This is a genomic window from Comamonas sp. Z1, assembly GCF_008121555.1.
GTDB lineage: Bacteria > Pseudomonadota > Gammaproteobacteria > Burkholderiales > Burkholderiaceae_C > Comamonas > Comamonas thiooxydans.
This window is the reverse complement of sequence record NZ_VOQT01000004.1, coordinates 391330-416063: the sequence shown is the minus strand read 5'-3', so window position 1 is coordinate 416063 and position 24734 is coordinate 391330. Positions and strand designations below refer to the sequence as shown.

Sequence of the window (24734 nt, the reverse complement as noted above, 5' to 3'; positions counted from 1 at the left end):
CAGCTACAAAATCAGAAGTCCTGAACCAGTGACACGCGCACATTGCGGCCCGGCTGGGTATAGGCATCGGCAATCTGCGTCGTGCGGCTCAAGCCACGTACATCCGCCCAGCGCGAATACTTTTTGTCGGTCAGGTTGTAGATACCCACATTCAGACGCGTGCCCGGACGGATACGCCATTGCGCACTCAAATCCAGCACCGTCGCGGATGGGCTTAGCAAGGGGCGGCCCGAGGAAAGATCAGGCGCATCCTTGTCTTTTTTGCCTGCCCAGTGCGAGGCGCTGAGCTGCACGCCCACATTCGAGCGGTCGTAGCGCACGCCCAGCACCAGTTGCTGAGGCGAGATGGTGTCCACCGGCTTGTTGGTGCTCTTGTCCGTACCCTTGGTGTAGCCATAGGCGGCATTGGTGCGCCAGTTGCCGCCCGCAAACCGGCCCCAGTCATAGTCGGCCTTGAGCTCGAAGCCGCTGATATGCACGCGGTTCAGATTGACGGACTGGAACGTGGCCGGGTTGTTGCGATCGCCGTATTCGCCCGCAACCTGCACCTGATCCTGGATGAAGTCCTTGTAGCGGCCCGTGAAGACTGCGGCATCGAGGCGCAGCGCATTCATGCGGCCGCGCAGGCCCAACTCGAAGGTATTGCTTTTTTCCGCCTTGAGATCGGGGTTGGGAATGCTCTTGTAGAACATGAACGGGTTCTCGAAGAAGGCATTGATCTGCCCTGCGTTCGGCGCTCTGAAGCCGGCGGCATAGTTGCCGTAGACCGACCAGGCATCGTTCATCTGGAACATGGCGCCCAGCTTGGGGGAGACGGCGGAGTCCGAATTGCTGACCGCTGTACCGCCAAACCCTTGCTGCTTGGGCTTGATGCTGTAGTGCTCGGCCCTCAATCCGGGCGTCAGGCTGAAAGCACCATAGTGCAGCTCGGCCTGGGCAAACAACGCGGTCGAGGTTTCCGTGGTGTCGGGGAAGCGTTTGAGCGGAAAGCTCTCGCCTGCCGGCGGCGTGATGCCGTTCTGCTCGTTGGCCACCTTGCCGCGCAGATAGTCGACGCCATAGCTGAGCTTGCCGCTGACGCCATTGCTCCAGCGCAGCGTCTTGCCGGCCTGGGCGTGCAGCTGCAGCGCATCCTCGTCATAGGTCACATCGCGCTCGCGATAGGCCAGCGGTGGGGTGCGGGTTTCGGTCACGAACTCGCGCGAGCGCGAGCTTTGATAGCTTGCCATCAGCTTGAGCTCGTCGGCCAGTGCCGTATCGAGCTGCTGCCACTGCCCCTGCCAGGTAGCGCGCCAGCGCTTCATGGTGGTCTCGGCACGCGAATCACTGACGGTGGCGCTGCGAGCGCTCAACAGGTCGTAGTCGGCGCGCTTGTCCACGTTTTCCAGCGTGAAGACATGTTTTTGCACGGCCGAAGGCGTGTAGACCAGGCGCCCCAGCAGCGAATGGCTCTTGTCCTTTTCGGGATTGGGCGTGGTGCGCAGAGCACCCACGGTGTTATTGCTGCCCATATTCTCCAGCGCGCTGGAGCGGCCCACACCGGCCGAAAGCAGCCAACTCCATTCATCGCTGGCCTTGCCCGCGAGGGTTGCACCCACGCGCTTGCCGTTGTCCGAGCCGTCATAGCTGGCCGAGACGCGGCCGCCGATGGTCTTGCCGTCCTTGAGCAGATCGCTGGGCTGCACGGTGATGAAGTTGACCAGACCGCCCATGCCGTCCGAGCCATAGAGCGCAGGCACGGCACCGCGCAGAATTTCCACACGCTGCACCAGACCCAGGTCCAGATAGTCACGGCCAAAGGCATTGGCACTGAAGGTATAGCTGCGTGGCAGACGCACGCCATCGACCAGCATCAGTACGCGGTTGCCTTCCAGGCCGCGGATATTGAAGCCGCTGTTCTGGTCGCGACCGGTAGGAGAGCCGGCCAACGTGAAACGCGCCGGACTGCGCGGCACGGTCACATTGGGCAGCTTGGCTGCAAGCTCGCGAATGTCGCCGATCTGCTCCTCTTCCATCTGCTTGGCGTCGATGACATCCACGGTCATGGGCAGGCTGTCGGCGTCCTGCTCGTCGCGCGAGGCACTGACCACCACATCGCGCATGACTGGCGCATTGCGGTCGGTGCGGGCCGCCGCGACCTGGACGGTTTCAGAAGATTGCTGCTGGGCCTGGGCCGAGATGGCAGCGCAGACAAGTGCGCAGGCCAGCGCCAGCGGGCGGAGATTGGAGCGAGGCGCCGGCATGGCGCGGGCGTGCAAAGCGGTGGCGGATGCCATACCAGAAACCCTCTTTATTCATAGAAATGGACAAGAGCTGGCTTCTGATAGGTACCTCAATGGCCACAGGTCGAAACGTCAGAGGCTTCGCGGCCTGTAGCTGGCACGGCATTGGCTGGCTGAATGGAAGAAGTATATGCGAATAATTCTCAACCGCAAATGAATTCGTTACAAAACCAAAAATTGAATCTTGGAGCCAGACTACGGCTTGCACCGTCGCCTGTTTTTACAGGCCACTTGTATCCTCAACCCCGGCCCGATGAACGCTGCAGCCCTGACGATCCCGGCGAAAGTGTCACCCTCCTCCCGGCCGGCCATAAGAAAAAAGGACTGCCTAAGCAGTCCTTTTTTGATAGCTACCATCGCTTATCTTGCAAGCGATGCAGGCCGTTTAGTTGCGGATCAGGTGATCAAAGGCCGACAGTGCTGCGGTAGCGCCGGCACCGGCGGCGATCACGATCTGCTTGTAAGGCACCGTGGTGCAGTCACCGGCGGCGAACACCCCGGGCAGATTGGTCTGCCCCTTGGCATCCACAATGATTTCGCCGAACTTGCTCAGCTCCAGTGTGCCCTTGAGCCATTCGGTGTTCGGCACCAGGCCGATCTGCACAAACACGCCTTCGAGCTCGACATGGTGCTCGGTGCCCGTTGCCCTGTCCTTGTAGCTCAGCCCGTTGACCTTGCCGTTGGCCCCCGTGATCTCGGTGGTCTGGGCATTGGTGATGACGGTCACATTGGGCAGGCTGTGCAGCTTCTTGACCAGCACGGCATCGGCCTTGAGCTGATCGGCGAACTCAACCACCGTCACATGGGACACCAGACCCGCCAGGTCAATCGCAGCTTCAATGCCGGAGTTGCCGCCGCCGATCACCGACACACGCTTGCCCTTGAACAGCGGACCGTCGCAGTGCGGGCAGTAGGCCACGCCCTTGTTCTTGTACTCGGCCTCGCCAGGCACGTTCACATTGCGCCAGCGCGCACCGGTGGACAGGATCACGGTCTTGGCCTTGAGCGAGCCACCGTTGGCCAGTTGCACTTCCACCAGACCGCCGGGATGCGCAGCGGGAATCAGCTTCTCTGCGCGCTGCAGGTTCATGATGTCCACGTCATAGGCACGGGTGTGGGCCTCCAATGCAGCGGCGAACTTGGGTCCGTCAGTTTCCAGCACGGAGATGTAGTTCTCGATCGCCAGTGTGTCGTTGACCTGGCCGCCAAAGCGCTCGGCTGCCACGCCGGTGCGAATGCCCTTGCGAGCCGCGTACACGGCGGCTGCCGCGCCGGCAGGACCGCCGCCGATGATCAGCACGTCGAAAGCTTCCTTGGCCGACAGCTTGGCTGCGTCACGCGAGGCTGCACCGGTGTCCAGCTTGGCCACGATTTCTTCGATGGTCATGCGACCGGAGCCGAAAACGCTGCCGTTCATGAACACCATGGGCACGGCCATGATTTCGCGCTCGGTCACTTCCTTCTGGAAGGCACCGCCTTCGATCACCGTGGTCTTGACCTTGGGGTTGAGAATGGCCATCAGCGACAGCGCCTGAACCACGTCGGGGCAGTTGTGGCAGCTCAGGCTCATATAGACCTCGAAGTTGAAGTCGCCGTCCAGAGCCTTGATCTGGTCGATCACATCCTGCTCCACCTTGGGAGGATGGCCGCCCGTCCACAGCAGGGCCAGCACCAGCGAGGTGAATTCATGACCCAGGGGCAGGCCGGCAAAACGCACCTGGGTGGCCGTGCCCTGGCGCTGCAGCGTGAACGAGGGCTTGCGGGCATCGCTGCCGTCGGTGCGCAGCGAAATCTTGTCGCTGCGCAGGGTCTGGATGGTCTTCAGCAGATCGTGCATCTGTGCACTGGTCTCGCTGTCATCCAGAGAAGCCACCAGCTCAAACGGCTGCTGCACGCGTTCCAGGTAGGCGGCGAGTTGGGCTTTGAGTTGATCGTCAAGCATGGTGGATTCCTTTGAATTTAGAGTTGTTGATGCAATGCAGCAAAGTGCTTTTGAGGCCTTTGCCCGCCCATGAAAGCAAAAACTGGGCGAAAAAAAGCCGGACGGACAGGCGGCACTCGCCTGAACGTCGTCCGGCTTTCAGAGCGCATGCACGCTCAGCCGATAGGTATCAGGCTTAGATCTTGCCGACCAGATCCAGCGAAGGAGTGATCGTGCTGGCGCCTTCCTTCCACTTGGCGGGGCACACCTGGCCGGGGTTGGCGGCGGTGAACTGGGCAGCCTTGAGCTTGCGCAGGGTTTCGGACACGTCACGAGCGATTTCGTTGGAATGCACTTCCATGGTCTTGATCACGCCTTCGGGGTTGATCACGAAGGTACCGCGCAGAGCCAGGCCTTCTTCAGGGATGTGCACGCCGAAAGCGTTGGTCAGCTGGTGTGTGGGGTCGCCAACCAGGGGGAACTTGGCCTTGCCCACTGCGTCGGAAGTTTCGTGCCACACCTTGTGCGAGAAGTGGGTGTCGGTGGTCACGATGTAGACCTCGGCACCGGCCTTCTGGAACTCGGCGTAGTTGTTGGCTGCGTCTTCGATTTCGGTGGGGCAGTTGAAGGTGAAGGCGGCGGGCATGAAGATCACCACAGACCACTTGCCCTTCAGGCTCTCTTCAGTCACGGTGATGAATTCACCCTTGCCGTTGCGGTTCACATAGGCTTCGGTCTTGAAAGGTTGAACTTGAGTGTTGATCAGAGACATTTGCTGTTTCCTTGTGGTTAGTGTTTGAAGACAGGATGAAGTTTAGAGCGGTCCACTTAATAAAACCAATCGATTGATTTCATCAAATTAATTTACAAAACCTATCAAACCAGATTCCCGGCTTCTGAAGTCAAGCCGCACCGCTGTGCAGCTCAGTTTTCTATTGTGGGCCGAAACCAGGTAGTTCAAGCCAATAGTCCTTCAATCACGCTCATAGCTTTTGTTGTCATCACTGAGTCAAACCTCGCGAGGAAGGTCAGTCAGGCAGCACGTAAGCTAAACGAGAACGCGCATCAGATGCAGCCAATTCGCGCGGGCATGGGCTTTGTTTGATTTGCCTCATAAAGCATGGACAATCGACGCGAACAACAACTGCCCGAGAAGGAGTCCCCTATGAAAGGTGATGCACAAGTCATTTCCTGGCTGCAAGCCCAGCTCAAGAACGAACTGACCGCCATCAACCAGTACTTTCTGCATTACCGCATGTACAAGCACTGGGGCTTCGACAAGCTGGCCAAGAAGGAATATGAGGAATCCATCGGCGAGATGAAGCATGCCGACGCGTTGATGGACCGCATCTTCATGCTCGACGGCCTGCCCAATCTGCAGGACCTGGGCAAGCTGCAGATCGGCGAGGACGTGCCGGAAGCCCTGGCCTGCGACCTGCGCCTGGAGCAAGCGGCGCAGCAGACCATCAAGGACGGGATCGCACACTGCGAATCCGTGCGCGACTATGTTTCGCGCGATCTGCTGCAGAAGATTCTGGACGACACCGAAGAGCACATCGACTTCCTCGAAACCCAGCTCGACCTGATCGACAAGGTCGGCACGCAGAACTATCTGCAGTCCCTGATGGGCGAGATCGAATAATTTCGGCTTCACGCTGAAAGACAAAAGCGGCCTCAGGGCCGCTTTTGTTTTGAGCGCAGCCTGTCTCAGGTCGGCATCAGGAAGTCCCGGCTGATGCCGGAGCCCAGATCGTTGACGCGGTCGAGAAACTGCGTCAGATAGGCGTGCAGGCCGGTGGTCAGTATCTCGTCGATGCGGCCGTATTGCAGGTCGGCCAGCAGGCGCCCGGCCTTGCGCGTGGTTTCCTGCGAATGGTCGTTGGCCACGCGCTCCAGGTTCTTGACCACCTCATGCATGCTGGCCAGCAACGAGCGCGGCATGTCGGCGCGCAGCATCAGCAGCTCGGCCACGCGTTCGGGCGTGATCACATCGCGGTAGACCTTGCGGTAGACCTCGAAGGCCGAGACGCTGCGCAGCAAGGCGCTCCAGTGATAGAAGTCAAAGTTCATCAGGGCGCGACCGCGAGGCATGCCGTGGTAGTCGCGCTCTATGGAATGGAACTTCACATCCAGCAAACGTGCCGTGTTGTCGGCCCGCTCGACAAAGGTGCCCAGGCGCACAAAGTGCAGCGCCTCGTCCTTGAGCATGGTGCCCAGCGACACACCGCGCCACAGGTGTGAGCGGTATTTGACCCATTCGAAGAACTGCGCCGGATCCTTTTTCCAGGCTTCCTTGCCGAAGTGGCGCTGTAGCGCCAGCCAGGTCTGATTCTGCGTTTCCCAGGACTCCGTGGTCAGCGCACCGCGCACGGCACGCGCGTTCTCGCGTGCAGCCTTCAGACAGGCAAAGATGGAGGACGGATTGGCCTCGTCCGACACCATGAACTGCAGCACCGACTCACGATCCACCACGGGAAACTGAGCCTTGAAGGCCGGGATCAGCTCGCTGATGGACAGCACGCTCTGCCAGCCACGGTGCGCATCATGGATGGCCTGCGGCAGCATGGCGGTTTCATAGGCCACGCTGAGCATGCGCGCGGTGTTCTCCGCCCGCTCGGTGTAGCGAGACATCCAATACAAATGATCGGCAGTACGGCTCAGCATAGGCCCTCCTTGGGCAGAGAACCCCGCACGCGCTGAACGCGCGCGCCGTATTCTGGTGAAAAAATGCTTGCAGCATTTTTTTCCGCCCGCTCGGTGTAGAGGGACATCCAGTACAAATGATCTGCGGTATGTGACAGCATCAGCGAGCTCCCCCTTGATCTTCCAGCACCCAGGTATCCTTGGTTCCGCCGCCCTGAGACGAATTCACCACCAGTGATCCCTGCTTGAGCGCCACACGCGTCAGTCCACCGGCCACCATATTGACCTCGGTGCCCGTGAGCACAAAGGGCCGCAGGTCGATATGGCGCGGCGCTATGCCTTTTTCCACCATGGTCGGGCAGGTGGACAGGGAGAGCGTGGGCTGCGCGATATAACCCGAAGGATTGCCGACCAGCACGCGGCGGAAGGCCTCTATCTCGGCCTTGGTCGCCGCCGGCCCGATCAGCATGCCGTAACCGCCGGCACCGTGCACTTCCTTGACGACCAGCTCATGCAGGTGGTCGAGCACGTATTTGAGGTCGTCCTCCTTGCGGCACAGCCAGGTCGGCACGTTCTGCAGAATGGGCTCCTCACCCAGATAGAAGCGGATCATCTCCGGCACATAGGGATATACCGATTTGTCGTCGGCCAGGCCCGTGCCCACGGCATTGCAGATATTGACGTTGCCTGCGCGGTAGGCCCGCATCAGGCCCTTGCAGCCCAGCGTCGATGTGGGCCTGAAGACCTCGGGGTCGAGGAAATCATCGTCCACACGGCGGTAGATCACGTCCACACGCTGCAGCCCCTGGGTGGTGCGCATATAGACCACGTCTTTCTCGACCACCAGATCCTGCCCTTCGACCAGCTCCACCCCCATTTGCTGGGCCAGGAAGGCATGCTCGAAATAGGCGCTGTTGTACATGCCCGGCGTCAGCACCACCACCGTGGGCTCCAGCACGCCCGACGGTGCGCTGGCACGCAGGGTGTCGAGCAGCATGTCGGGATAGTGGGCCACGGGTGCCACGGCATGCTTGCCGAAAAGTTCGGGGAACAGGCGCATGGTCATGCGGCGGTTCTCCAGCATGTAGGAAACACCCGATGGCACGCGCAGATTGTCTTCGAGCACGTAATAGACGCCGTTGCCCTGCTCATCGGGCGCGCGCACGATGTCTATGCCGGCGATATTGGCGTAGACATCGTTGGGCACCTGAATGCCCTCCATCTCGGGCCTGTACTGGCTGTTGCCGCGCACCAGCTCCGTCGGAATCAGACCGGCGCGCACCATGTCCTGGCCATGGTAGGCATCACGGATAAAGCAGTTGAGCGCCTTCACGCGCTGAGCCAGACCGGCCTGCATGCTGGCCCACTCATGGGCCGGAATGATGCGGGGGATCAAATCGAACGGAATCAGGCGCTCCGTACCGGCGCCGCTCTCGTCCTTGTCGCCATAGACGGCAAAGGTGATACCCACGCGGCGAAAAACGATTTCCGCCTCGGCACTGCGCGCTCGCAGATATTCCTGCGATTGTTTGCCCAGCCACTGCGCATAGTCCCGATAGTGGTCTCGCACCGCACCACCTTCGGCGGGCAAGCTCAGATACATCTCATCGAATGTGCGCATCTTGTCCTCTCTATTTTTGCCGCTGCTCACGCAGGCAAGCCACGGATTTCAGTTTAGCGACGCCGCACCGGACAAGCTGCCAGGCAACGAGCGTGCAACCATGCATGTCTGCATCCGCCCGAAAGCGGTACAGCATCAATGCAAGCTCCATGCCAGTTTCTCAGGGCTGCTCCTTGGAAATGGCATGGACATCCCAATAATGCGCCCGAATCAAGCGCTCGCATTCCAATTTTTCAGGTTGAGCAGAGTTCCAGTAGGCTGCGCCGCAGCGATCCTGAGCCACCAGCTGGCTGCCCACCGCCTGATAGCGCTGCACCACAGCTGCCACCGGATGCCCGAAGCGATTCCGATAACCCGCCTGCACCACCGCCCAGCGCGGCCGCAGCGTGTTGACCCAGGACTCGGTCGATGAAGTCTTGCTGCCATGGTGAGGCACCAGCAGCCAGTCCACAGGCTCGTCCAGACTGGTTTGCAACAGTTGCTGCTCCTGCGCTGCCTCGATATCTCCGGCCAACAGGGCCACGCGCCCGCTGGCCGAACGCAGGCGCAACACGCAACTGCCAAAGTTCGGCTTGGCCTTGCGACCATTGAGCCAGGCCTCTCCTGCAGGCGGGTGCAGCACTTCAAACGTCACACCATCCCATTGCCAGTGCTGCCCCTGTGTACAGCGCTGAACCGGAGCCAGGCCCGCCAGTTGCGGGGCTTGAATCACCGAGTCCGAGCCCCAGACTTTCGCGCGAGGCTGAGCCGCCTTGACGGCCAGAGCTCCACCTGTGTGATCCTTGTCGCTGTGACTGAGCATCATGGCATCAATCTGCATGCCATTCGCGGCCATCAGCGGCAGGAGCACACGCTCGCCGGCATCGCTCTGGCGGCTGTACTGAGGCCCTGCGTCATAGAGCAGACGATGGCTGGCTGTGCTGATGATGACGGCATTGCCCTGGCCGATATCCGCCGCCAGCAGTTCAAACTCGCCCGCACGCGGCCATGATCGAGGCCAAAACAGGGCTGGCAAAACAAATATGGCCGCCACCAGCCGCAACCTGAGTGGCAAAGGCGCAATCACCAGCAGTCCGGCGACTATTGCCAGCACACTGGCCCACCAGGCAGGCTGCGGCAAGGCCCATACGGCTCCGGGCAGCGCAGCCAGCCACTGCAGCAGGCTCATCAAGGGCAGCATGGCGACGGCAGCAGCACTTGCCGCCATGGGCAGCACGGCAGCCAGCAAGGCCAGCGGCGTGACCACCAATGTCACCCAGGGAATGGCCAGCAGATTGGCCAGCAGGCCCACGACGGACACCTGACCAAACAGCAACAGACCCAGTGGTGCCAAGGCAAGGGAGATCAGCCACTGCTCGCGCCACAATTCCTTCAATCGTGCGAGAAATCGTTTTTTTGCGCTTGCAGCTTCAGCGCTAACGGCCCCTGAATTGGAAGCAAGCAATACACCGACGGCGACAAAACTGAGCCAGAACCCAGCCTGCCACAACGCCCAGGGATCGGCCACAACAATCACCGCCAGTGCCAGCAGCCATACACAGGCCCAGGGCCAGCGCACGCCCAGCCATTGAAGCAGCGCCACTACGGCCAGCATGCAGATCGTGCGTTGCGCAGGCAGGCCCCAACCGCTGAACAAGGCATAGGCCGCCGCCAGTAACACGCCCATGACCAGGGCCGCGCGCGGGGCAGGCATCCAACGACAAGCGCGCGCACTCAGCCTCCATACACGGCCCACGATCAAGACTGCCAGCCAGGCAAACATGGTTATATGCAGGCCCGATATGCTCATCAGATGCGCCACACCTGTCTGACGGAACAGGGTCCAGTCCTTGCGGTCAATCGCCTGCTGATCGCCCACGGCCAGCGCAGCCACCACACCCAGAGCGGTCTGTGCATGCTCTGCACCGCCACCTGGCAACCAGCGCTGCAAGCGCAATGCCTCGCCCTGAATGCGATCGCGCAAGCCCTGTCGCCAGCGCTGCAGCGGATATTGGCTTGTCACGGCCAGCAGTTCGGGCGCGGGCTGCTTGCGCACATAGCCCGTGGCCTGCACTCCTTGCTCCCAGGCCAGCAGCTCATAGTCAAAGCCGTGCGGATTGCGCGAGCCATGCGGGCGCTTGATGCGCACCGTGAAGCGCCAACGCTGGCCGGGACTCAACGCCATGCCCTGGGCCCAGTCAGGGACGAGAGGCTGGCTGGCGTCCGGCACCTGCCCGAACGGGCCATACCAGGACAGCTCCAGCAGCCTTGGCACGCCGGCATCCGAACTATCGACCACAAAACGCCAGCGCTGGCCGTTGGCCTGGTTCTGCAGCATGGAGGCAATCCGCCCTTCCACCTGCAAGTCCACCGCCTCCAGCGCCTGTGGCAGGGTCTGCGTCAGATAAGCATGTGCACGCCAACCCGTCCCCCCCGCCACACAGCAGGCAGCACCCAACAGCATCAGCCACCAGCTCTGCCAGGGTCTGCCACGCCATCTGCATGCAAACAGCAGTGTCAGCAAACCCCAGGCCAGCAAGATCTGGTAGAGCGACAGATGCCACAGCCTGGCCTGGGTCACCTGCCATGCAGCGCCCAGCACACAACCCCAGAGCGGCGCCAGCCACGACAGGCGGTGATGCTGAGAGCTTGGAGTCTGATGGAGCGGCATGCTGTCATGCTAGGAGCGAGCGCCCGCGCCCAGCATTGCGACTATCCCTGCCCTGTCTCGCACACCAAAACGGCATCAAACACTTGCTCTCATTATGCGAGCAGCTATCAATTCAAAAGCTATGGCCGCTGTGCCAAGGCGATCCATGCCCGGGCCCGCTGCTGTGTCAAACTTGTCGATCCTTAGCCTCGCACTTTTTGGAGCCGTCATGAGCGTCTATGAAAAACTCAAAGCCCTGAACATCACCCTGCCCGAAGTGGCCATGCCTGCAGCCGCCTACCTGCCCTATATGCAGACCGGCAATCTGGTGTTCCTCAGCGGCCATATCGCCAAGCAGAACGGCCAGCCCTGGGTCGGCAAGCTGGGCGAGAACATGACGACCGAAGAAGGCAAGCAGGCAGCCCGCGCCGTGGCCGTGGATCTGATGGGCACGCTGCAGCATGCCTGCGGCGGCGATCTGAATCGCGTCAAGCGCATCGTCAAGGTCATGAGCCTGGTCAACTCCAGCACCAGCTACACCGAGCAGCATCTGGTCACCAACGGCTGCAGCGAACTGTTGGGCGAAGTCTTCGGCGAAGCCGGCAAGCACGCCCGCAGCGCCTTCGGCGTGGCCCAGATCCCCCTGGGCTGCTGCGTGGAAATCGAGCTGATGGCCGAGCTGGGCTGAGACTTCCGCTCACACACATAAAGTGAGCTAATACCGCTTGCCATTCATAGAGTTCAGATACAAAACTATCTGAATTGATTGATTGGCAAACGCAAGCAGCTCACTTTATCTTTGCAGCGCGATGCTTGCCGCAAGCATCTCGATCACTCACGAAAGAGCCCTCATGCCCAGCACGCAGGCACCCCCGCTGGTTCTCAGCATTCAATCCCATGTCGCCTACGGCCATGTGGGCAACGACGCCGCCATGCTGCCGCTGCAGCTGCTGGGCATAGAACCCGTGGCCGTGCATACGGTGCAGTTCTCCAACCACACGGGCTACGGCGAATTCAAGGGCCAGGTCTTCACGCCGGCCCATGTACAGGATGTGCTGGACGGCCTGCGCGCCCGCGGCGTGCTGGCGCGCTGCACGGCCGTGCTCTCGGGCTATCTGGGCGATGCCGGTGTGGGCGAAGCCATTCTGGCCGCCGTGCAGGAGGTGCGCGCCGCCCAGCCCAAGGCACACTATCTGTGCGACCCGGTCATGGGCGATGTGGGGCGCGGCGTGTTTGTGCGCCCCGGCATCCCGGACTTTCTGCGCAAGCGCGCGCTGTCCCAGGCCAGCGTCATCACGCCCAACCATTACGAGTTCGAGCTGCTGTGCGGCGGCCAGCCGCTGAGCACCGCGGAAGCGGCCACCCAGGCGGCCCGAGCCATGCTGACGCAACTGCATCACAGCCCGTCGGCCCTGATCGTCATTACCAGCCTGCGCACCGACGATCTGCCTGCCGACCAACTGGCCACGCTGGCCGTGACTGCCGACAAGTCCTGGCTGGTACAGACGCCCTATATCGACCTGCACCCTCTGCCCAACGGCATGGGCGATGTGTTCTCGGCCGTGCTGCTGGGCCATCTGATTCAAGGGCGCGCCGTGCCCGATGCCGTGTCCAGGGCCGTGAGCACCTTGTATGCCCTGGTTTCTCGCACCGAATCGGGGCAGCGCGACCTGCCCCTGGTCGCCTGCCGCGACCAGATAATAGCTCCCGCGCAAACCTTCACGGCACTGCCTGTGCCAGCGCAGTGAATGGGTGCAAGAGCTTTGCCAAAGCTCTTTGCATCAACAGGCCTCCGGGGACTGGAGCGAGCTAGGCCTCAACCCAGGTCAAAATCGAATTTCCTGCTGTAAGCATTAATCCCCGGCGGCCGAAATTGAGTCAGCGAGGCGGGCTGCTTTGGAATAGATTTTGACTGTCGCCGTTCAGCGCCCCAAAGCCGCCGCACGCGTACTTTATGAAACGACAGCTTTGGACCAAAGCTGCGGCGCGCTGTTGCAAAAGCAGAGCAACCTCAAAATCCTGCCTCTTGCCTGGAGTCAGTTGCCCGTCTGCTGCTTGGGTAAATGACGAGCCAGCACCAAAACGACTAGCGCGAGAGAAAAAAGCAACGCGATGACAACACCGCTAACCGCGGCAAAAGACGCTTCAAACGCTTGCATTGCGCTTTGTAAAACGGCTGGAGATTGGATGCCTTGTTGGGTATTTCGGTACGCTTCGTCCAGGCCGCTGCCAGCCATGGCCTCTATACCGCCGTGTCGTACATGCGCGACGTAGACCGCAGTCATCAGGGAGCCAAAAATAGTCACCCCCAACCCTCCTCCAAACTCATAGGCCACGCCTTCTACAGACCCCGCCATGCCTGCGCGGTCTTCTGACACATTCGTCATTACCAGCGCGCTGGAGGCGGTCAGGCTGAAGCCTATTCCCACACCGCACAAGGCCAGGACCCCCACTTGCCACAATGCGCCTGCCTCGTTCAAGCCAAGATATCCCCAGATGCCTGAGGCACACATGACCAGGCCGGCAGCAATGACACGCGGACCGCCAATGTGTCCAATCAATACCCCCGCCAACGGTCCTGCGAAGAAAGACCCCAAGGAGATAGGCAGAACAAATGCTCCTGCCTCAAGGGGACTTTTTCCCAGAACCAACTGCAGCCTCTGACTGAGCACCAACTCAAAGCCGATCAGCGTCATTGACGCCACGAGCGCGATAAAAATACCCATGGCTATGGGGGTGACTGAAAGCAAGCTGAAATCAATCAATGGTTGAGGCAGCCGGAGTTGACGTCGCACAAAGACTGTCAATGTCACGGCTCCCGCAAGCAAAGCCCCCCAGGCCAAGAGCACATGACTATCGAGCCTGGCCAATTCCTTGATGCCATAAGCCAGTGCGATGATGCCAAGCGTGCTTTGCCAGCAGCTATGCAAGTCGATGGTGACGTTCGCATTCCCCGCGCTCTTGGGAACCAGCCACCAGGCCAGCACTGCAGCCACAGCAATGATTGGGACGTTGATCAGAAAAACCGAACCCCACCAAAAATGCTCCAGCAGGACTCCACCCAAGACCGGGCCCACCGCAGCGCCACCAGAGGCCACAGACGCCCAGACACCAATGGCAAAAGCCAGTTCTTTGGGGTCATGGAAGGTGGTACGAACAATGGCAATCGTGGCCGGCATCATGGCTGCGCCGCCAATGGCAAGCAATGCACGAGCAGCGATCAGTACAGCAGCGCTGGGAGCAAATGCTGCAATCACGGAGGCCAGTCCAAACAGAGCCATGCCACTGATAAAGACCATCCGGTGACCCAGACGATCGCCTAAGGCACCCATGGCCGGCATCAATCCGGCCATCACCAAAGAGTAGGCATTGAGAATCCACAGCTTCTCCGAAGCCGTGGTGTGCAGGGCCTGCGCCAGACTCGGCAACGCCGTGTAGAGCACCGTCATATCGATGACGATGAGCAGCAACGCCGTTGAAACCACGCCAAGCGTGAGCCAGCGGCTCTGGAATTTCATAGAGAACTTTCGAACATTGATTTCGGTGCCTTGCAGATGCAGGCCTTGTGGCATTCGCTGGATAGCGCGACTGGCTAGCCTCCAAGCCAAGCGACATGATGGGCGCTCCAATTCAGTCTTCAGACCGACACTGGATTGCGCGGGGAATCCGTAACTGCAACTCAAACCTGCACTACGTCATGAAGCCAGCCCCTCCATGAGACTTGGCACCCAAGCCGGGCTGTGAACTATGAAGCCTCGCCCAAGTTGGAAACAACCTGAGGACGGCTATTTGCCCTGACCGGAAAAAAACGGTCATAGGCGACGTTGAACACAAAGTTGTAAACAAGATAGAACACGACGATAGCCAGATCGAGCACCAGCGTATCGAGTAGCGTCATATTCAGATACCAGGCTATCAACGGCAGCAGAATCAGCAACAGACCCGCCTCAAACAAGACAGTGTGCAGCAGGCGTGCTTTGAAGCTCTTGCGAATATGGCCGTACATCTCCCGCATGCAGCGATCAAATCCGATGTTGAACGTGAAATTCCAAACCGTCGCGATCGTGGCAGAGCCGATACCCACCACACCCATGTGCGTCATGGGCTTGTTGAACAAGGCGGCCGAGGCCGGGATGATGATCATCAACCCGATAGCCTCGAACATCAAAGCGTGCCGCACCCGATCAGAAAGGCTGCGCGTTTTCATCATTTTTCTCCAATCACATTGATTGGTGTGCAATGTATCTTGATATCAAATAATGAAAAGTTATCTTCCATCTTAAAATCAGATAGATGAGCATATCCATGGATCAACTGGAAGCATTCGTCTCGGCGGCAGAAAAAGGATCGTTTTCTGCCGCCGGACGAGCTTTGCGCAAGGCGCAATCGGCCGTCAGCACCCAGGTTTCCAACCTGGAAACGGATCTTGGGGTGATGCTGTTCAACCGTGCCGGGCGCAACCCCTCGTTGACGGCCGCGGGCGAGCGCCTGCTGGCTGAGGCCAGGCTGATCCTCGATCGCCGCGAACACCTCATTGGGGTTGCGGCGAGCTTCGAGGCGCATGTTGAAAAGCGCCTTGTCGTAGCCATCGACGAGCTCTACCCGGAGCATGTGCAGGGAGAGCTATTCGCCGAGTTCGCGAGCCTCTTTCCCCATGTCGAACTGGAGTTGCTGTTCCCCATGATGGAGGATGTCAGCAATATGATTCTTGATGGAAAAGCGGATATCGGAGTGATGTGGCGCCAGGAATCGCTGCCCGCAGAACTTGGCTTTCACACTATTGGCTGGGTACCGCTCAAACTGGTTTGCGGAAGCAACCATCCGCTTGCGCACACCGTTGTCGACTGGGAGGAGCTCAAGCGTCACCGCCAAATCATGGTGACCCTGAGGTCCGAGGGAACCGAAAAGCACCGCCTTCGCGTCGCTGCCGAGGTCTGGTGGGTCGAAAGCCATTGGGTCATCCTGCAAATCCTCAAGCAAGGAATTGGCTGGGCACTGATCCCTGATCACATCATCGCGCGCTCGCCTATCGCCAAGGACCTCGTCATGCCAGCGCTACGATTCGACGAAGGGGCGCACCCAGTGGCCTTGGAGCTGGTTTGGCACAAGCAGCGGCCCAGCGGGCCCGCGGCCACATGGCTGCGCGAGAGATTTGCGGCAACGAAGATCTATACGTGACAATTTCCGAGAAAGATCGAAGCGATACCGTTGACGGCTTCGACACAAACGTCCGCCACGGATCGTTCTCTGCCATTCCTTCTTCAAGCCCGATCAAAAAAAACCGCTCCAGCAAAACTGACGCGGTTTTTTTCATGGGCGTATCGATCACCTATTCCACACGCGTCACCGCCTGGGGCTTGAAACCCAGGTCGGCGGCCTTGCCCTTGCGGCCGCGGTTGCCACGGGCGTTGTTGAGGCTGCGGATCTCCAGCGTCTCGGTACGCGCCTTGCCGCCACGCCCCACGCCATCCAGGCGGATGCTGCGCGTATAGGCGGCCGCGCCGGCCAGTTGATCCTTGTCTTCCAGGCTGATCAGCATCAGGCCGCGCCCGCCCTTGGGCATGGCCTTGAGCTCTGCGATCTCGAAGGTCAGAATGCGACCGCCCACCGAGGCGCAGATCACATGGCTGGCGGGGTTGAGCAGACCTGCTCCCTGCTCGCCGCCTTCCACATACTCGGCACGCGCATTCATGGGCACGCCATGCACCACCGACGGTGCGCACAGGGTCTCACCCTCGCCCAGCGTGACAAAGGCCTTGCCGGCCTTCTGGCGCGAGACCATATCGCCCACGCTCGCCGTGAAGCCGTAGGCACCCGAGCCAGACAGCAGCAGCTGCGTGCTTTCGCTGCCGGCAAAGTAGTACAGCAGCTGGGTGCCGGCTTCGAGCTCGATCAGCGTCGTCACGGGCTGGCCGTCGCCGCGTCCGCCCGGCAGGGCCGATACCGGCACCGAATAGACCCGGCCGTTGCTGCCAAAGGCCAGCAGCTGATCGACCGTGCGGCACTCGAACGTGCCATAGAGACTATCGCCTGCCTTGAAGCTCAGCGTGGCAGCGTCCACACCGTGGCCTTGGCGCGTGCGCACCCAGCCCTTTTCGGAAATGATCACGGTCGTGGGCTCATCCACCACCTTGACCTCGGCCACCACCTTTTTCTCCTCATGGATCAGGGTGCGACGGGCATCGCCAAAGGTCTTTGCATCGGCCTCGATTTCCTTGCAGATCAGGCGGCGCATGGTCGCCTCGCTGCCCAGGATGTCTTCGAGCTTGCCCTGCTCGCTGCGCAGCTCCTTGAGCTCCTGCTCGATCTTGATGGCCTCCAGGCGCGCCAATTGGCGCAGACGGATTTCAAGAATGTCCTCGGCCTGACGCTCGGAGAGATTGAAGGCATCGATCAGGGCCTGCTTGGGTTCATCGCTGGCGCGGATGATGGCAATGACCTTGTCGATATTGAGCAGCACGGCCTGACGGCCTTCGAGGATGTGGATGCGATCGAGTACCTTCTCCAGCCGGTGCTGGCTGCGTCGCGTCACGGTCTGGAAGCGGAAGGCAATCCACTCCTCCAGCATCTGGCGCAGCGACTTCTGCACCGGGCGGCCATCGAGGCCGATGCTGGTCAGGTTGATCGAGCTCGAAGACTCCAGGCTGGTGTGGGCCAGCAGCGCCGTGATCAGCTCCGACTGCGGAATCTTGCCGGTTTTGGGCTCGAACACGATGCGCACCGGCGCATCCTTGCTCGACTCGTCGCGCACGCAGTCCAGCACGGCCAGCATGCTGGCCTTGAGCTGGGTCTGCTCCTGGCTCAGCGCCTTCTTGCCGGTCTTGACCTTGGGATTGGTGATGTCCTCGATCTCTTCGAGCACCTTCTGGGCCGACACGCCGGGCGGCAGCTCGGTCACCACCAGTTGCCACTGGCCGCGTGCCAGCTCTTCGATCTTCCAGCGCGCACGCACCTTGAGACTGCCACGGCCCGTGCGGTAGGCATCGGCAATATCGCTGCTTGATGAAATGACCTGGCCGCCGCCCGGATAGTCGGGGCCGGGAATCAGCGCCAGCAGCTCTTCCTCAGGCAGTTGCGGCTTCTTGATCAGGGCCACGCAGGCCGCTGCCACCTCGGGCAGATTGTGGCTCGGGATTTCCGTAGCCAGACCCACGGCGATGCCGCTGGCGCCATTGAGCAGCGAGAACGGCAGACGCGCCGGAAGCTGCTTGGGCTCCTGAGTGCTGCCGTCGTAGTTGGGCACAAAGTCCACGGTGCCCATATCGATTTCGTCGAGCAGCAGGCCGGTGATCTTGGACAGGCGCGCCTCGGTGTAACGCATGGCCGCTGCGCCGTCGCCGTCGCGGCTGCCGAAGTTGCCCTGGCCGTCGACCAGCGGATAGCGCTGATTGAAGTCCTGGGCCATGCGCACCAGTGCGTCGTAGGCCGACTGGTCGCCGTGCGGGTGAAAGCGGCCCAGCACGTCGCCGACGACACGGGCGCTCTTGACCGGCTTGGCCGCCGTATTGCCATTCGGGCCGCTATAGCCCAGACCCATGCGGTCCATGGCATAGAGGATGCGGCGCTGCACGGGCTTGAGGCCATCGCTGACGTCGGGCAGGGCACGGCCCTTGACCACCGACAAAGCGTATTCGAGATAGGCGCGCTGTGCGTATTGACCCAGGTCCAGTGCATCGCCAGCGGCTTGTTGAGACAAATCCAGTGTGGTTTGATCGCTCATGAATTCTTTGTGATTTTCCAAATTGCGCCGATCCGGCGACTCAAGGTATTTGCGCGTCCGCGGCCGCAGAGGCCGCGCCCGGCAGAGTCATGCGTATGCGGGAGCCGCCGCGGCCAGCCGAACCGGCCGCAGCCAGCCGGCCGCTCAGGGGCCGGGCTGCCTGCAACTGCTCGTAAATGCCCGTGACGGCCTTGACGTAATTCATTGTTTCTTTGTAGGGCGGAATCGCCTTGCCAAACTTCTGCACCGCACCTTCGCCTGCGTTATAGGCGGCCAGCACCAGATCGAGCCGGCCCGGGAACAAGTCCATCAGATAGCTCAGATAGCGCGCGCCGGCAGGCACGTTCACGGCCGGGTCGGTCAGTTGCTGCTGCATGCTGCGCTTTTTGCTGGCCGACACGCCAAAGCGCTCTGCCGTGGCCGGCATCAGCTGCATCAGACCGACGGCGCCCTTGGGCGAGACGGCCTGGGCATCAAAGCCGGACTCCACGGCGATCACGGCCTTGATCAGGTCGTAGTCCACGCCGGTTCTCTCGGCCGCTTTCTGCAGATGCGGCCTCACGCTCTTGTAGCGCGGCGAGACCTCGAAAAAGCTCTGCATGCGCGTGCGGGCGCTGAGCCCCTCGGCCGCCGAATCCGGCTTGAGCTGTAGACCCGGCTGGCTGCTGTCGTAGAGCTCGCCCTTGAAGAACAGCTTGTAGCGTTCGTCCAGCGCCTCGGCCGCAAAGTGCGTGACCCCAAATTCGTCGACATAGGCCCAGAGATCGGCATGCGCCGCCGGCGCCAGGGCCAGCCAGCCCAAGCCCGCCAGCAGGGCAGCCGCCACCGCACGTCGCAAACGCACAGACGCGAACCCGCCGCGCGCAGGCGGCTGGCTGGGTGAGGCATCGAACATGGGCTTGTGCATGGCTGGCTCCATCGACCGCTGGTGAGCGCTAGTGCAGACGTTGGCAACGCCCGCCTAGATATCGACCTCCACGGCATCGCCATGCAGCTCCATCAGCTCGCGGCGGGCGGCGGCTTCGCCCTTGCCCATGAGCTTGGTGACCACGGCCTCCGACTGTGCAAAGTCCAGATTCATGAACTGCACCGGCAGCAGACGACGCGTATCGGGGTTCAGCGTGGTTTCCCACAGCTGTTCGGCATTCATCTCGCCCAGGCCCTTGAAACGGCTGACCTGGCATTTCTCGCGCGGCACGCCGTCCTTGGCGCATTTTTCGATGATGGCATCGAGCTCGCCCGCATCGAGCGCATAGACCTTGATGGCGGGCTTTTTGCCGCGCGCCGGCACGTCCACCCGGAACAGCGGCGGCAGCGCCACATGGATGTGGCCGGCTTCGATGAGCTTGGGGAAATGCTTGAAAAACAGCGTCAGCAGCAGCACCTGGATGTGCGAGCCGTCCACGTCCGCATCCGAGAGAATGCAGATCTTGCCGTAGCGCAGACCGGACAGATCGGGCTCGTCGTTGGGGCCATGCGGGTCCACGCCGATCGCCACCGAGATATCGTGGATTTCGTTGTTGGCGAACAGCCGGTCGCGGTCCACCTCCCAGGTGTTGAGCACCTTGCCGCGCAGCGGAAGGATCGCCTGGGTTTCCTTGTCGCGGCCCATCTTGGCGCTGCCGCCGGCAGAGTCGCCCTCGACCAGAAACACCTCGTTGACGGCGATGTCCTTGCTCTCGCAATCGGTCAGCTTGCCGGGCAGCACGGCCACGCCGCTGCCCTTGCGCTTTTCCACCTTCTGGCCGGCCTTCTGGCGGGTCTGGGCGGCCTTGATGGCGATCTCGGCCAGCTTCTTGCCCCAGTCCACATGCTCGTTGAGCCACAGCTCCAGCGCCGGGCGCACAAAGCCCGAGACCAGACGCACGGCATCGCGCGAATTCAGGCGCTCCTTGATCTGGCCCTGGAACTGCGGGTCCAGCACCTTGGCATTGAGCACATAGCTGGCGCGCGCAAACACGTCGTCAGGCATGAGCTTGACGCCCTTGGGCAGCAGCGAGTGCATGTCGATGAAGGCCTTGACGGCCTGGAACAGGCCGTCGCGCAGGCCGCTGTCATGCGTGCCGCCCGCCGTGGTCGGAATCAGGTTGACATAGCTTTCGCGCAGCGGCGCACCGTCTTCGGTGAAGGCCACGCACCAGGCCGCGCCCTCGCCTTCGGCAAAGCTGTCGTTGTTCTTGTCGGCAAAGCCCTCGCCCTCGAACAGGGGGATGACGGGCTCGCCATGCAGGCTCTGCGCCAGATAGTCGCGCAGACCGCCCTTGAACTGCCAGCTCTGGGTGTCACGCGACTTTTCATTGATCAGCGAAACGGCCACGCCGGGCATGAGCACGGCCTTGCTGCGCAGCAGATGCACCAGCTCGCCCATGGGCAGGGCCGAGGATTCGAAGTATTTGGCATCGGGCCAGGCACGTACCGTCGTGCCCTGCTTGCGCTCGCCGGCCTGCAGAGGGCGCACCTTGAGCGGCTCGATCACATCGCCGCCCGAGAACACCAGCGTGGCCACCTGGCCGTCGCGGTGCACCTGCACCTCCAGACGTGTGGCCAGCGCATTCGTCACCGAGACGCCCACGCCGTGCAGACCGCCCGAGAAGCTGTAGGCGCCGCCATTGCCCTTGTCGAACTTGCCGCCCGCGTGCAAGCGCGTGAAGACCAGCTCCACCACGGGCGCCTTTTCCTCGGGGTGCAGACCGAAGGGAATGCCGCGCCCGTCGTCCTCCACGCTGTAGGAGCCGTCGGCATGCATGGTGAATTTGATTTTCTTGCCGTAGCCGGCAAGCGCCTCGTCGGCCGCGTTGTCGATCACCTCCTGCAGGATGTGCAGGGGGTTGTCGGTGCGCGTATACATGCCAGGACGCTGTTTGACAGGCTCCAGACCCTTGAGAACGCGGATCGAGCCTTCGGAATATTCGTTGGACGGTTTGACTGCCATGGGGGCGGATTGTAGTAGCCTCTCCGAGTGAGAGCTGGATAAATTCACAGTTGTTTACTCCCAATACTCTTGCACAAAGCCCGAACATCTGTCTTGGCAACGTGTTTTTACCGGGTCTTCATCGCTGCGGACACTCTGAAAACAATAGCATTTACCGCTTGCCATTCATGCGTTATGGATAGTTTCAAATCGATATCCATTACGCAGATTGCGCAAAGCGCTCACTTTTTATTTTTTTCTGCCCGGCTGCGGCTCCCGCGCCGCAGCTTGCCGGTCACGCATTCTGGCAGGGCAGCCTGCCACGCATGTGACGGCCTGTGCAGGCGCAAAACAGCTTGTTTCGTTAAAGTGGCAAGTTGACCGCACCCCAAGCCTTTTTTCGCACACACGGCATGACTACAAAGACAACTCAAGCCCCCATGTCCATGGCGCAGATTCTTCTGTGCGGTGGCGCCATCGTCACGCTCTCCATGGGCATACGCCACGGCTTCGGCCTGTGGCTGCAACCCATTACCCAGGAGATGGGCTGGACGCGCGAGAACTTCTCCCTGGCCATTGCCGTGCAGAACCTGTCCTGGGGCATCTTGGGCATCTTCGTCGGCATGCTGGCCGACCGCATCGGCGCCTTCAAGGTGCTGATCGGCGGCTCCGTCCTCTATGCGCTGGGCCTGGCCGGCATGGCGCTGTCTCCCAGTTCCACGATGTTCCTGCTGACCGCCGGCGTGCTGATCGGCGCGGCCCAGGCCGGCACCACCTATGCCGTGATCTACGGCGTGCTGGGCCGCCAGATTCCGGTGGCGCGGCGCAGCTGGGCCATGGGCGTGGCCGCGGCGGCAGGCTCGTTCGGCCAATTCTTCATGGTGCCCGTGGAGGGCAAGCTGATCGCGCAGTTCGGCTGGTCCAATGCCTTGCTGATACTGGCGCTGTTCGCGCTGCTGATCGCCGCCCTGGCCTTCGGCCTGCGCGAGCCGGGCTTTGGCGGCAGCACGCCCATCAAGCGCGAGCAGACCGTGGGCCAAGCGCTCAGGGAAGCCTGGACCTACCCCAGCTTTCTGCTGCTGATGGCGGGCTACTTTGTCTGCGGCTTCCAGGTCATGTTCATCGGGGTGCACATGCCCAGCTATCTGAAGGACTTCGGCATGGCGCCCCATGTGGCCAGCTATTCGCTGGCACTGGTCGGCCTGTTCAATATCTTCGGCACCTATCTGGCCGGCAATCTGGGCCAGAAGCTGCCCAAGCGCTATCTGCTGTCGGGCATCTACGGTCTGCGCTCGGTGGCCACCGTGGCCTTTTTGCTGGCACCGCTGTCGCCCTGGTCGGTCTATGCCTTCTGCGCCGCCATGGGCTTTCTGTGGCTGTCCACCGTGCCGCTGACCAATGCCACCATCGCCCAGATCTTCGGCGTGCAGCATCTGTCCATGCTGGGCGGCTTTGTCTTTTTCAGCCACCAGATCGGCAGCTTCCTGGGCGTATGGCTGGGCGGCTATCTCTACGATATCAACGGCAACTACGATATGGTCTGGTACATCTCGATTGCCCTGGGCATTTTTGCCGCCATCGTCAACCTGCCCGTGCGCGAGGCCGCCATTGTGCGCAGCTCGCCCAGCGCAGCCTGATACCGGAGACACCACCATGCCGCTCAAACTCTGGCAACGCATCTCCATCTGGTGTGCCGTGCTCGTGCTGCTGCTGGCGGTGTTTGCCCTGTATCTGCAACCGGAATTCATGCTCACACTCGCAGACCAGGTCTGGGCCTGCTTCTGAGCTCTTGGGCAAGCTGCCCGGGCGGCATGGCCGGGAGAGAGCATGGCCCGCATCATCATCACCGGAGCCTCGGACGGCATAGGCGCCGAAATGGCCCGCCAGCTGGCGCAAACCCATCAAAGCCGGCTGCAGCTGACGCTGGCCGCACGCAATGCAGGCAACCTGCAGGCCGTGGCAGAACAATGCCGGGCCCTGGGGGCGCAGGTGCTGACAGTTCCCACCGATGTGAGCGAAGAGGCCCAGTGCCGCGCGCTGATCGACGCAGCCGTGCAGCAGTTTGGCGGGCTGGACGCCCTGATCAACAACGCCGGGGTCTCGGCCCATGCGCTCTTTGAACAGGTCAGCGCACAAGACCTGGGCTGGTATGAGAGGTTGATGCGCATCAACCTCTGGGGCAGCGTCTGGTGCACCCATGCGGCGCTGCCGCACCTCAAGGCCAGCCAGGGCTCCATCGTCGCCGTGTCTTCGCTGGCCGGTCTGATCGGCGTGCCGGGTCGCACGGCCTACAGCGCCAGCAAGTTCGCCATGGCCGGCTTCTTCGAAGCCCTGCGCATCGAGCTCAAACCCGCCGGCGTGAGCGTGACCACGGCCTACCCCGGCGTGGTGGATACGCGCATCCGCTACCACGGCTACAACGCCAGAGGCGAGGCCGCAGGCGTCAGCGGCCTCAAGGAAGACGGCGCGATGACGGTGGCCGAATGCGCGCGCCTCATACTCGACGGCATGAGGCGCCGCCAGCGCGAGGTGGTGATGACGGGCAAGGGCAAGCTGGGCCGCTTCATCAAGCTGATCGCCCCTGGCATGGTGGAAGACATGGCCCTGGCCGCGCTCAAGGACGATGTGAAGCCGCACTGAGCCGGCGCGCGAGCTGCTGCCGATGCAGCGACGCACGGGCCATGCAAGGATTTGGCTACGGGCACTGCTATGGTTTATGCAAGGCCAAGCTGCTTTTTAGACGCTCCAGCAGGGGGCTTTCTCGTTCGGCCTCTAGTGCAGCTATGGCCATCCATCGATCTGGGTTTTCTCCTAAATCTATAGCAATGTTTCCAGCAAGCAGAGGGCTTAGGCGACCTCGTTTTTTTGCTTGCGCAAATGCCGCTGTGCTTATATTTAGATCACGGCACCATGCGGCTGCTCGCTTCGATTTCAGCGCCATTTCTAACAGTTCGATTGTCGAGGCCATTTTTTCTCCCGTTCGTCAAGCTCTTTGGATGATATGACG

At 61.3% G+C, this 24734-nt stretch carries 20 protein-coding genes; 7 read left to right on the top strand and 13 right to left on the bottom strand.

Going from position 1 to position 24734, the window contains the following annotated elements; all coding sequences use genetic code 11:
- Window positions 1-11 precede the first annotated feature (11 nt).
- The 3 genes from FSY45_RS10805 to ahpC form a co-directional block, all read right to left on the bottom strand.
- Window positions 12-2276, bottom strand: coding sequence for a TonB-dependent hemoglobin/transferrin/lactoferrin family receptor (locus FSY45_RS10805; protein ID WP_046460855.1), 2265 nt, complete (start codon window positions 2274-2276; stop codon window positions 12-14).
- Window positions 2277-2667: 391 nt separating this feature from the next.
- Complete coding sequence (gene ahpF / locus FSY45_RS10800; protein ID WP_046460854.1) at window positions 2668-4224, bottom strand: alkyl hydroperoxide reductase subunit F; 1557 nt, start codon at window positions 4222-4224, stop codon at window positions 2668-2670.
- Between the two features lie 175 nt (window positions 4225-4399).
- Window positions 4400-4975 carry an alkyl hydroperoxide reductase subunit C gene (ahpC, locus tag FSY45_RS10795; RefSeq protein WP_003057651.1) on the bottom strand — a complete coding sequence of 192 codons (576 nt, stop codon included), beginning with the start codon at window positions 4973-4975 and terminating at the stop codon, window positions 4400-4402.
- Window positions 4976-5368: 393 nt separating this feature from the next.
- Between ahpC and bfr the strand changes: the two genes are divergently transcribed.
- Entirely contained in the window at window positions 5369-5845 is a 477-nt protein-coding gene (bfr, locus tag FSY45_RS10790; protein ID WP_012837398.1) for a bacterioferritin, read from the top strand.
- A 65-nt stretch (window positions 5846-5910) separates the two neighbouring features.
- Here the strand turns inward: bfr and FSY45_RS10785 are convergent, their stop codons facing one another.
- The 4 genes from FSY45_RS10785 to FSY45_RS10770 all read right to left on the bottom strand — a co-directional run bounded on the left by FSY45_RS10785 (window position 5911) and on the right by FSY45_RS10770 (window position 11117).
- Window positions 5911-6867, bottom strand: coding sequence for an alpha-E domain-containing protein (locus FSY45_RS10785; protein WP_057091689.1), 957 nt, complete (start codon window positions 6865-6867; stop codon window positions 5911-5913).
- On the bottom strand, window positions 6861-7007 hold the full coding sequence (locus tag FSY45_RS10780) for an alpha-E domain-containing protein (protein WP_148748073.1): 147 nt from the start codon (window positions 7005-7007) through the stop codon (window positions 6861-6863). The genes FSY45_RS10785 and FSY45_RS10780 overlap by 7 nt, the downstream gene beginning before the upstream one ends.
- Window positions 7007-8467: a circularly permuted type 2 ATP-grasp protein gene (locus FSY45_RS10775; RefSeq protein ID WP_034392114.1), complete on the bottom strand. Its 1461-nt coding sequence runs from the start codon at window positions 8465-8467 to the stop codon at window positions 7007-7009. Before FSY45_RS10775 ends, FSY45_RS10780 begins: the two co-directional genes overlap by 1 nt.
- A gap of 160 nt (window positions 8468-8627) precedes the next feature.
- The gene (locus FSY45_RS10770; protein ID WP_046461281.1) at window positions 8628-11117 is read right to left on the bottom strand and encodes a DNA internalization-related competence protein ComEC/Rec2; all 2490 of its coding nucleotides are present in this window, start codon (window positions 11115-11117) and stop codon (window positions 8628-8630) included.
- Between the two features lie 208 nt (window positions 11118-11325).
- Here FSY45_RS10770 and FSY45_RS10765 point away from each other — a divergent pair, with 208 nt between their 5' ends.
- Together FSY45_RS10765 and pdxY are read left to right on the top strand one after the other, a co-directional pair.
- A complete protein-coding gene (locus tag FSY45_RS10765; RefSeq protein WP_003064600.1) occupies window positions 11326-11784 on the top strand; it encodes a RidA family protein in 459 nt (152 codons plus the stop codon).
- A gap of 163 nt (window positions 11785-11947) precedes the next feature.
- Window positions 11948-12844 carry a pyridoxal kinase PdxY gene (pdxY, locus tag FSY45_RS10760; RefSeq protein ID WP_148748072.1) on the top strand — a complete coding sequence of 299 codons (897 nt, stop codon included), beginning with the start codon at window positions 11948-11950 and terminating at the stop codon, window positions 12842-12844.
- Between the two features lie 288 nt (window positions 12845-13132).
- On the opposite strand, the gene FSY45_RS10755 is transcribed toward pdxY, so the two are convergent.
- Together FSY45_RS10755 and FSY45_RS10750 are read right to left on the bottom strand one after the other, a co-directional pair.
- The gene (locus FSY45_RS10755) at window positions 13133-14614 is read right to left on the bottom strand and encodes an MFS transporter (RefSeq protein WP_046461298.1); all 1482 of its coding nucleotides are present in this window, start codon (window positions 14612-14614) and stop codon (window positions 13133-13135) included.
- A gap of 227 nt (window positions 14615-14841) precedes the next feature.
- Entirely contained in the window at window positions 14842-15303 is a 462-nt protein-coding gene (locus FSY45_RS10750; protein ID WP_003064597.1) for a PACE efflux transporter, read from the bottom strand.
- Between the two features lie 86 nt (window positions 15304-15389).
- Between FSY45_RS10750 and FSY45_RS10745 the strand changes: the two genes are divergently transcribed.
- Complete coding sequence (locus FSY45_RS10745; protein WP_012837392.1) at window positions 15390-16274, top strand: LysR family transcriptional regulator; 885 nt, start codon at window positions 15390-15392, stop codon at window positions 16272-16274.
- Window positions 16275-16425: 151 nt separating this feature from the next.
- On the opposite strand, the gene parC is transcribed toward FSY45_RS10745, so the two are convergent.
- From parC to FSY45_RS10730, 3 genes are read right to left on the bottom strand one after another with little or no spacing between them, the layout of a single operon-like run.
- Complete coding sequence (gene parC / locus FSY45_RS10740; RefSeq protein ID WP_046461297.1) at window positions 16426-18816, bottom strand: DNA topoisomerase IV subunit A; 2391 nt, start codon at window positions 18814-18816, stop codon at window positions 16426-16428.
- 40 nt (window positions 18817-18856) lie between these two features.
- Window positions 18857-19723, bottom strand: coding sequence for a lytic transglycosylase domain-containing protein (locus FSY45_RS10735; protein ID WP_003064591.1), 867 nt, complete (start codon window positions 19721-19723; stop codon window positions 18857-18859).
- Between the two features lie 54 nt (window positions 19724-19777).
- Window positions 19778-21748 carry a DNA topoisomerase IV subunit B gene (locus tag FSY45_RS10730; protein WP_003064589.1) on the bottom strand — a complete coding sequence of 657 codons (1971 nt, stop codon included), beginning with the start codon at window positions 21746-21748 and terminating at the stop codon, window positions 19778-19780.
- Window positions 21749-22167: 419 nt separating this feature from the next.
- On the opposite strand from FSY45_RS10730, the gene FSY45_RS10725 reads away from it, so the two are divergent.
- Genes FSY45_RS10725 through FSY45_RS10720 form a run of 3 tightly spaced genes read left to right on the top strand, consistent with a single transcriptional unit; the run spans window position 22168 to window position 24367 of the window.
- Window positions 22168-23364: an MFS transporter gene (locus FSY45_RS10725; protein ID WP_046461280.1), complete on the top strand. Its 1197-nt coding sequence runs from the start codon at window positions 22168-22170 to the stop codon at window positions 23362-23364.
- A 16-nt stretch (window positions 23365-23380) separates the two neighbouring features.
- A complete protein-coding gene (locus tag FSY45_RS28240; RefSeq protein WP_003064585.1) occupies window positions 23381-23512 on the top strand; it encodes a hypothetical protein in 132 nt (43 codons plus the stop codon).
- Window positions 23513-23554: 42 nt separating this feature from the next.
- On the top strand, window positions 23555-24367 hold the full coding sequence (locus FSY45_RS10720; protein ID WP_046461279.1) for an SDR family oxidoreductase: 813 nt from the start codon (window positions 23555-23557) through the stop codon (window positions 24365-24367).
- Between the two features lie 67 nt (window positions 24368-24434).
- On the opposite strand, the gene FSY45_RS10715 is transcribed toward FSY45_RS10720, so the two are convergent.
- Complete coding sequence (locus FSY45_RS10715) at window positions 24435-24695, bottom strand: hypothetical protein (protein ID WP_148748071.1); 261 nt, start codon at window positions 24693-24695, stop codon at window positions 24435-24437.
- Window positions 24696-24734: the final 39 nt, after the last annotated feature.

What these genes read in the sequence shown, in the direction of transcription:
- FSY45_RS10730 (WP_003064589.1), bottom strand. Translation starts at nt 21,748, where the DNA reads ATGGCAGTCAAACCGTCCAACGAATATTCCGAAGGCTCGATCCGCGTT.
- FSY45_RS10805 (WP_046460855.1), bottom strand. Translation starts at nt 2,276, where the DNA reads ATGGCATCCGCCACCGCTTTGCACGCCCGCGCCATGCCGGCGCCTCGC.
- FSY45_RS10725 (WP_046461280.1), top strand. Translation starts at nt 22,168, where the DNA reads ATGTCCATGGCGCAGATTCTTCTGTGCGGTGGCGCCATCGTCACGCTC.
- FSY45_RS10775 (WP_034392114.1), bottom strand. Translation starts at nt 8,467, where the DNA reads ATGCGCACATTCGATGAGATGTATCTGAGCTTGCCCGCCGAAGGTGGT.
- FSY45_RS10785 (WP_057091689.1), bottom strand. Translation starts at nt 6,867, where the DNA reads ATGCTGAGCCGTACTGCCGATCATTTGTATTGGATGTCTCGCTACACC.
- FSY45_RS10720 (WP_046461279.1), top strand. Translation starts at nt 23,555, where the DNA reads ATGGCCCGCATCATCATCACCGGAGCCTCGGACGGCATAGGCGCCGAA.
- FSY45_RS10765 (WP_003064600.1), top strand. Translation starts at nt 11,326, where the DNA reads ATGAGCGTCTATGAAAAACTCAAAGCCCTGAACATCACCCTGCCCGAA.
- FSY45_RS10715 (WP_148748071.1), bottom strand. Translation starts at nt 24,695, where the DNA reads ATGGCCTCGACAATCGAACTGTTAGAAATGGCGCTGAAATCGAAGCGA.
- parC (WP_046461297.1), bottom strand. Translation starts at nt 18,816, where the DNA reads ATGAGCGATCAAACCACACTGGATTTGTCTCAACAAGCCGCTGGCGAT.
- FSY45_RS10770 (WP_046461281.1), bottom strand. Translation starts at nt 11,117, where the DNA reads ATGCCGCTCCATCAGACTCCAAGCTCTCAGCATCACCGCCTGTCGTGG.
- FSY45_RS10755 (WP_046461298.1), bottom strand. Translation starts at nt 14,614, where the DNA reads ATGAAATTCCAGAGCCGCTGGCTCACGCTTGGCGTGGTTTCAACGGCG.
- FSY45_RS28240 (WP_003064585.1), top strand. Translation starts at nt 23,381, where the DNA reads ATGCCGCTCAAACTCTGGCAACGCATCTCCATCTGGTGTGCCGTGCTC.
- FSY45_RS10735 (WP_003064591.1), bottom strand. Translation starts at nt 19,723, where the DNA reads ATGCACAAGCCCATGTTCGATGCCTCACCCAGCCAGCCGCCTGCGCGC.
- ahpC (WP_003057651.1), bottom strand. Translation starts at nt 4,975, where the DNA reads ATGTCTCTGATCAACACTCAAGTTCAACCTTTCAAGACCGAAGCCTAT.
- bfr (WP_012837398.1), top strand. Translation starts at nt 5,369, where the DNA reads ATGAAAGGTGATGCACAAGTCATTTCCTGGCTGCAAGCCCAGCTCAAG.
- ahpF (WP_046460854.1), bottom strand. Translation starts at nt 4,224, where the DNA reads ATGCTTGACGATCAACTCAAAGCCCAACTCGCCGCCTACCTGGAACGC.
- FSY45_RS10750 (WP_003064597.1), bottom strand. Translation starts at nt 15,303, where the DNA reads ATGAAAACGCGCAGCCTTTCTGATCGGGTGCGGCACGCTTTGATGTTC.
- FSY45_RS10780 (WP_148748073.1), bottom strand. Translation starts at nt 7,007, where the DNA reads ATGCTGTCACATACCGCAGATCATTTGTACTGGATGTCCCTCTACACC.
- FSY45_RS10745 (WP_012837392.1), top strand. Translation starts at nt 15,390, where the DNA reads ATGAGCATATCCATGGATCAACTGGAAGCATTCGTCTCGGCGGCAGAA.
- pdxY (WP_148748072.1), top strand. Translation starts at nt 11,948, where the DNA reads ATGCCCAGCACGCAGGCACCCCCGCTGGTTCTCAGCATTCAATCCCAT.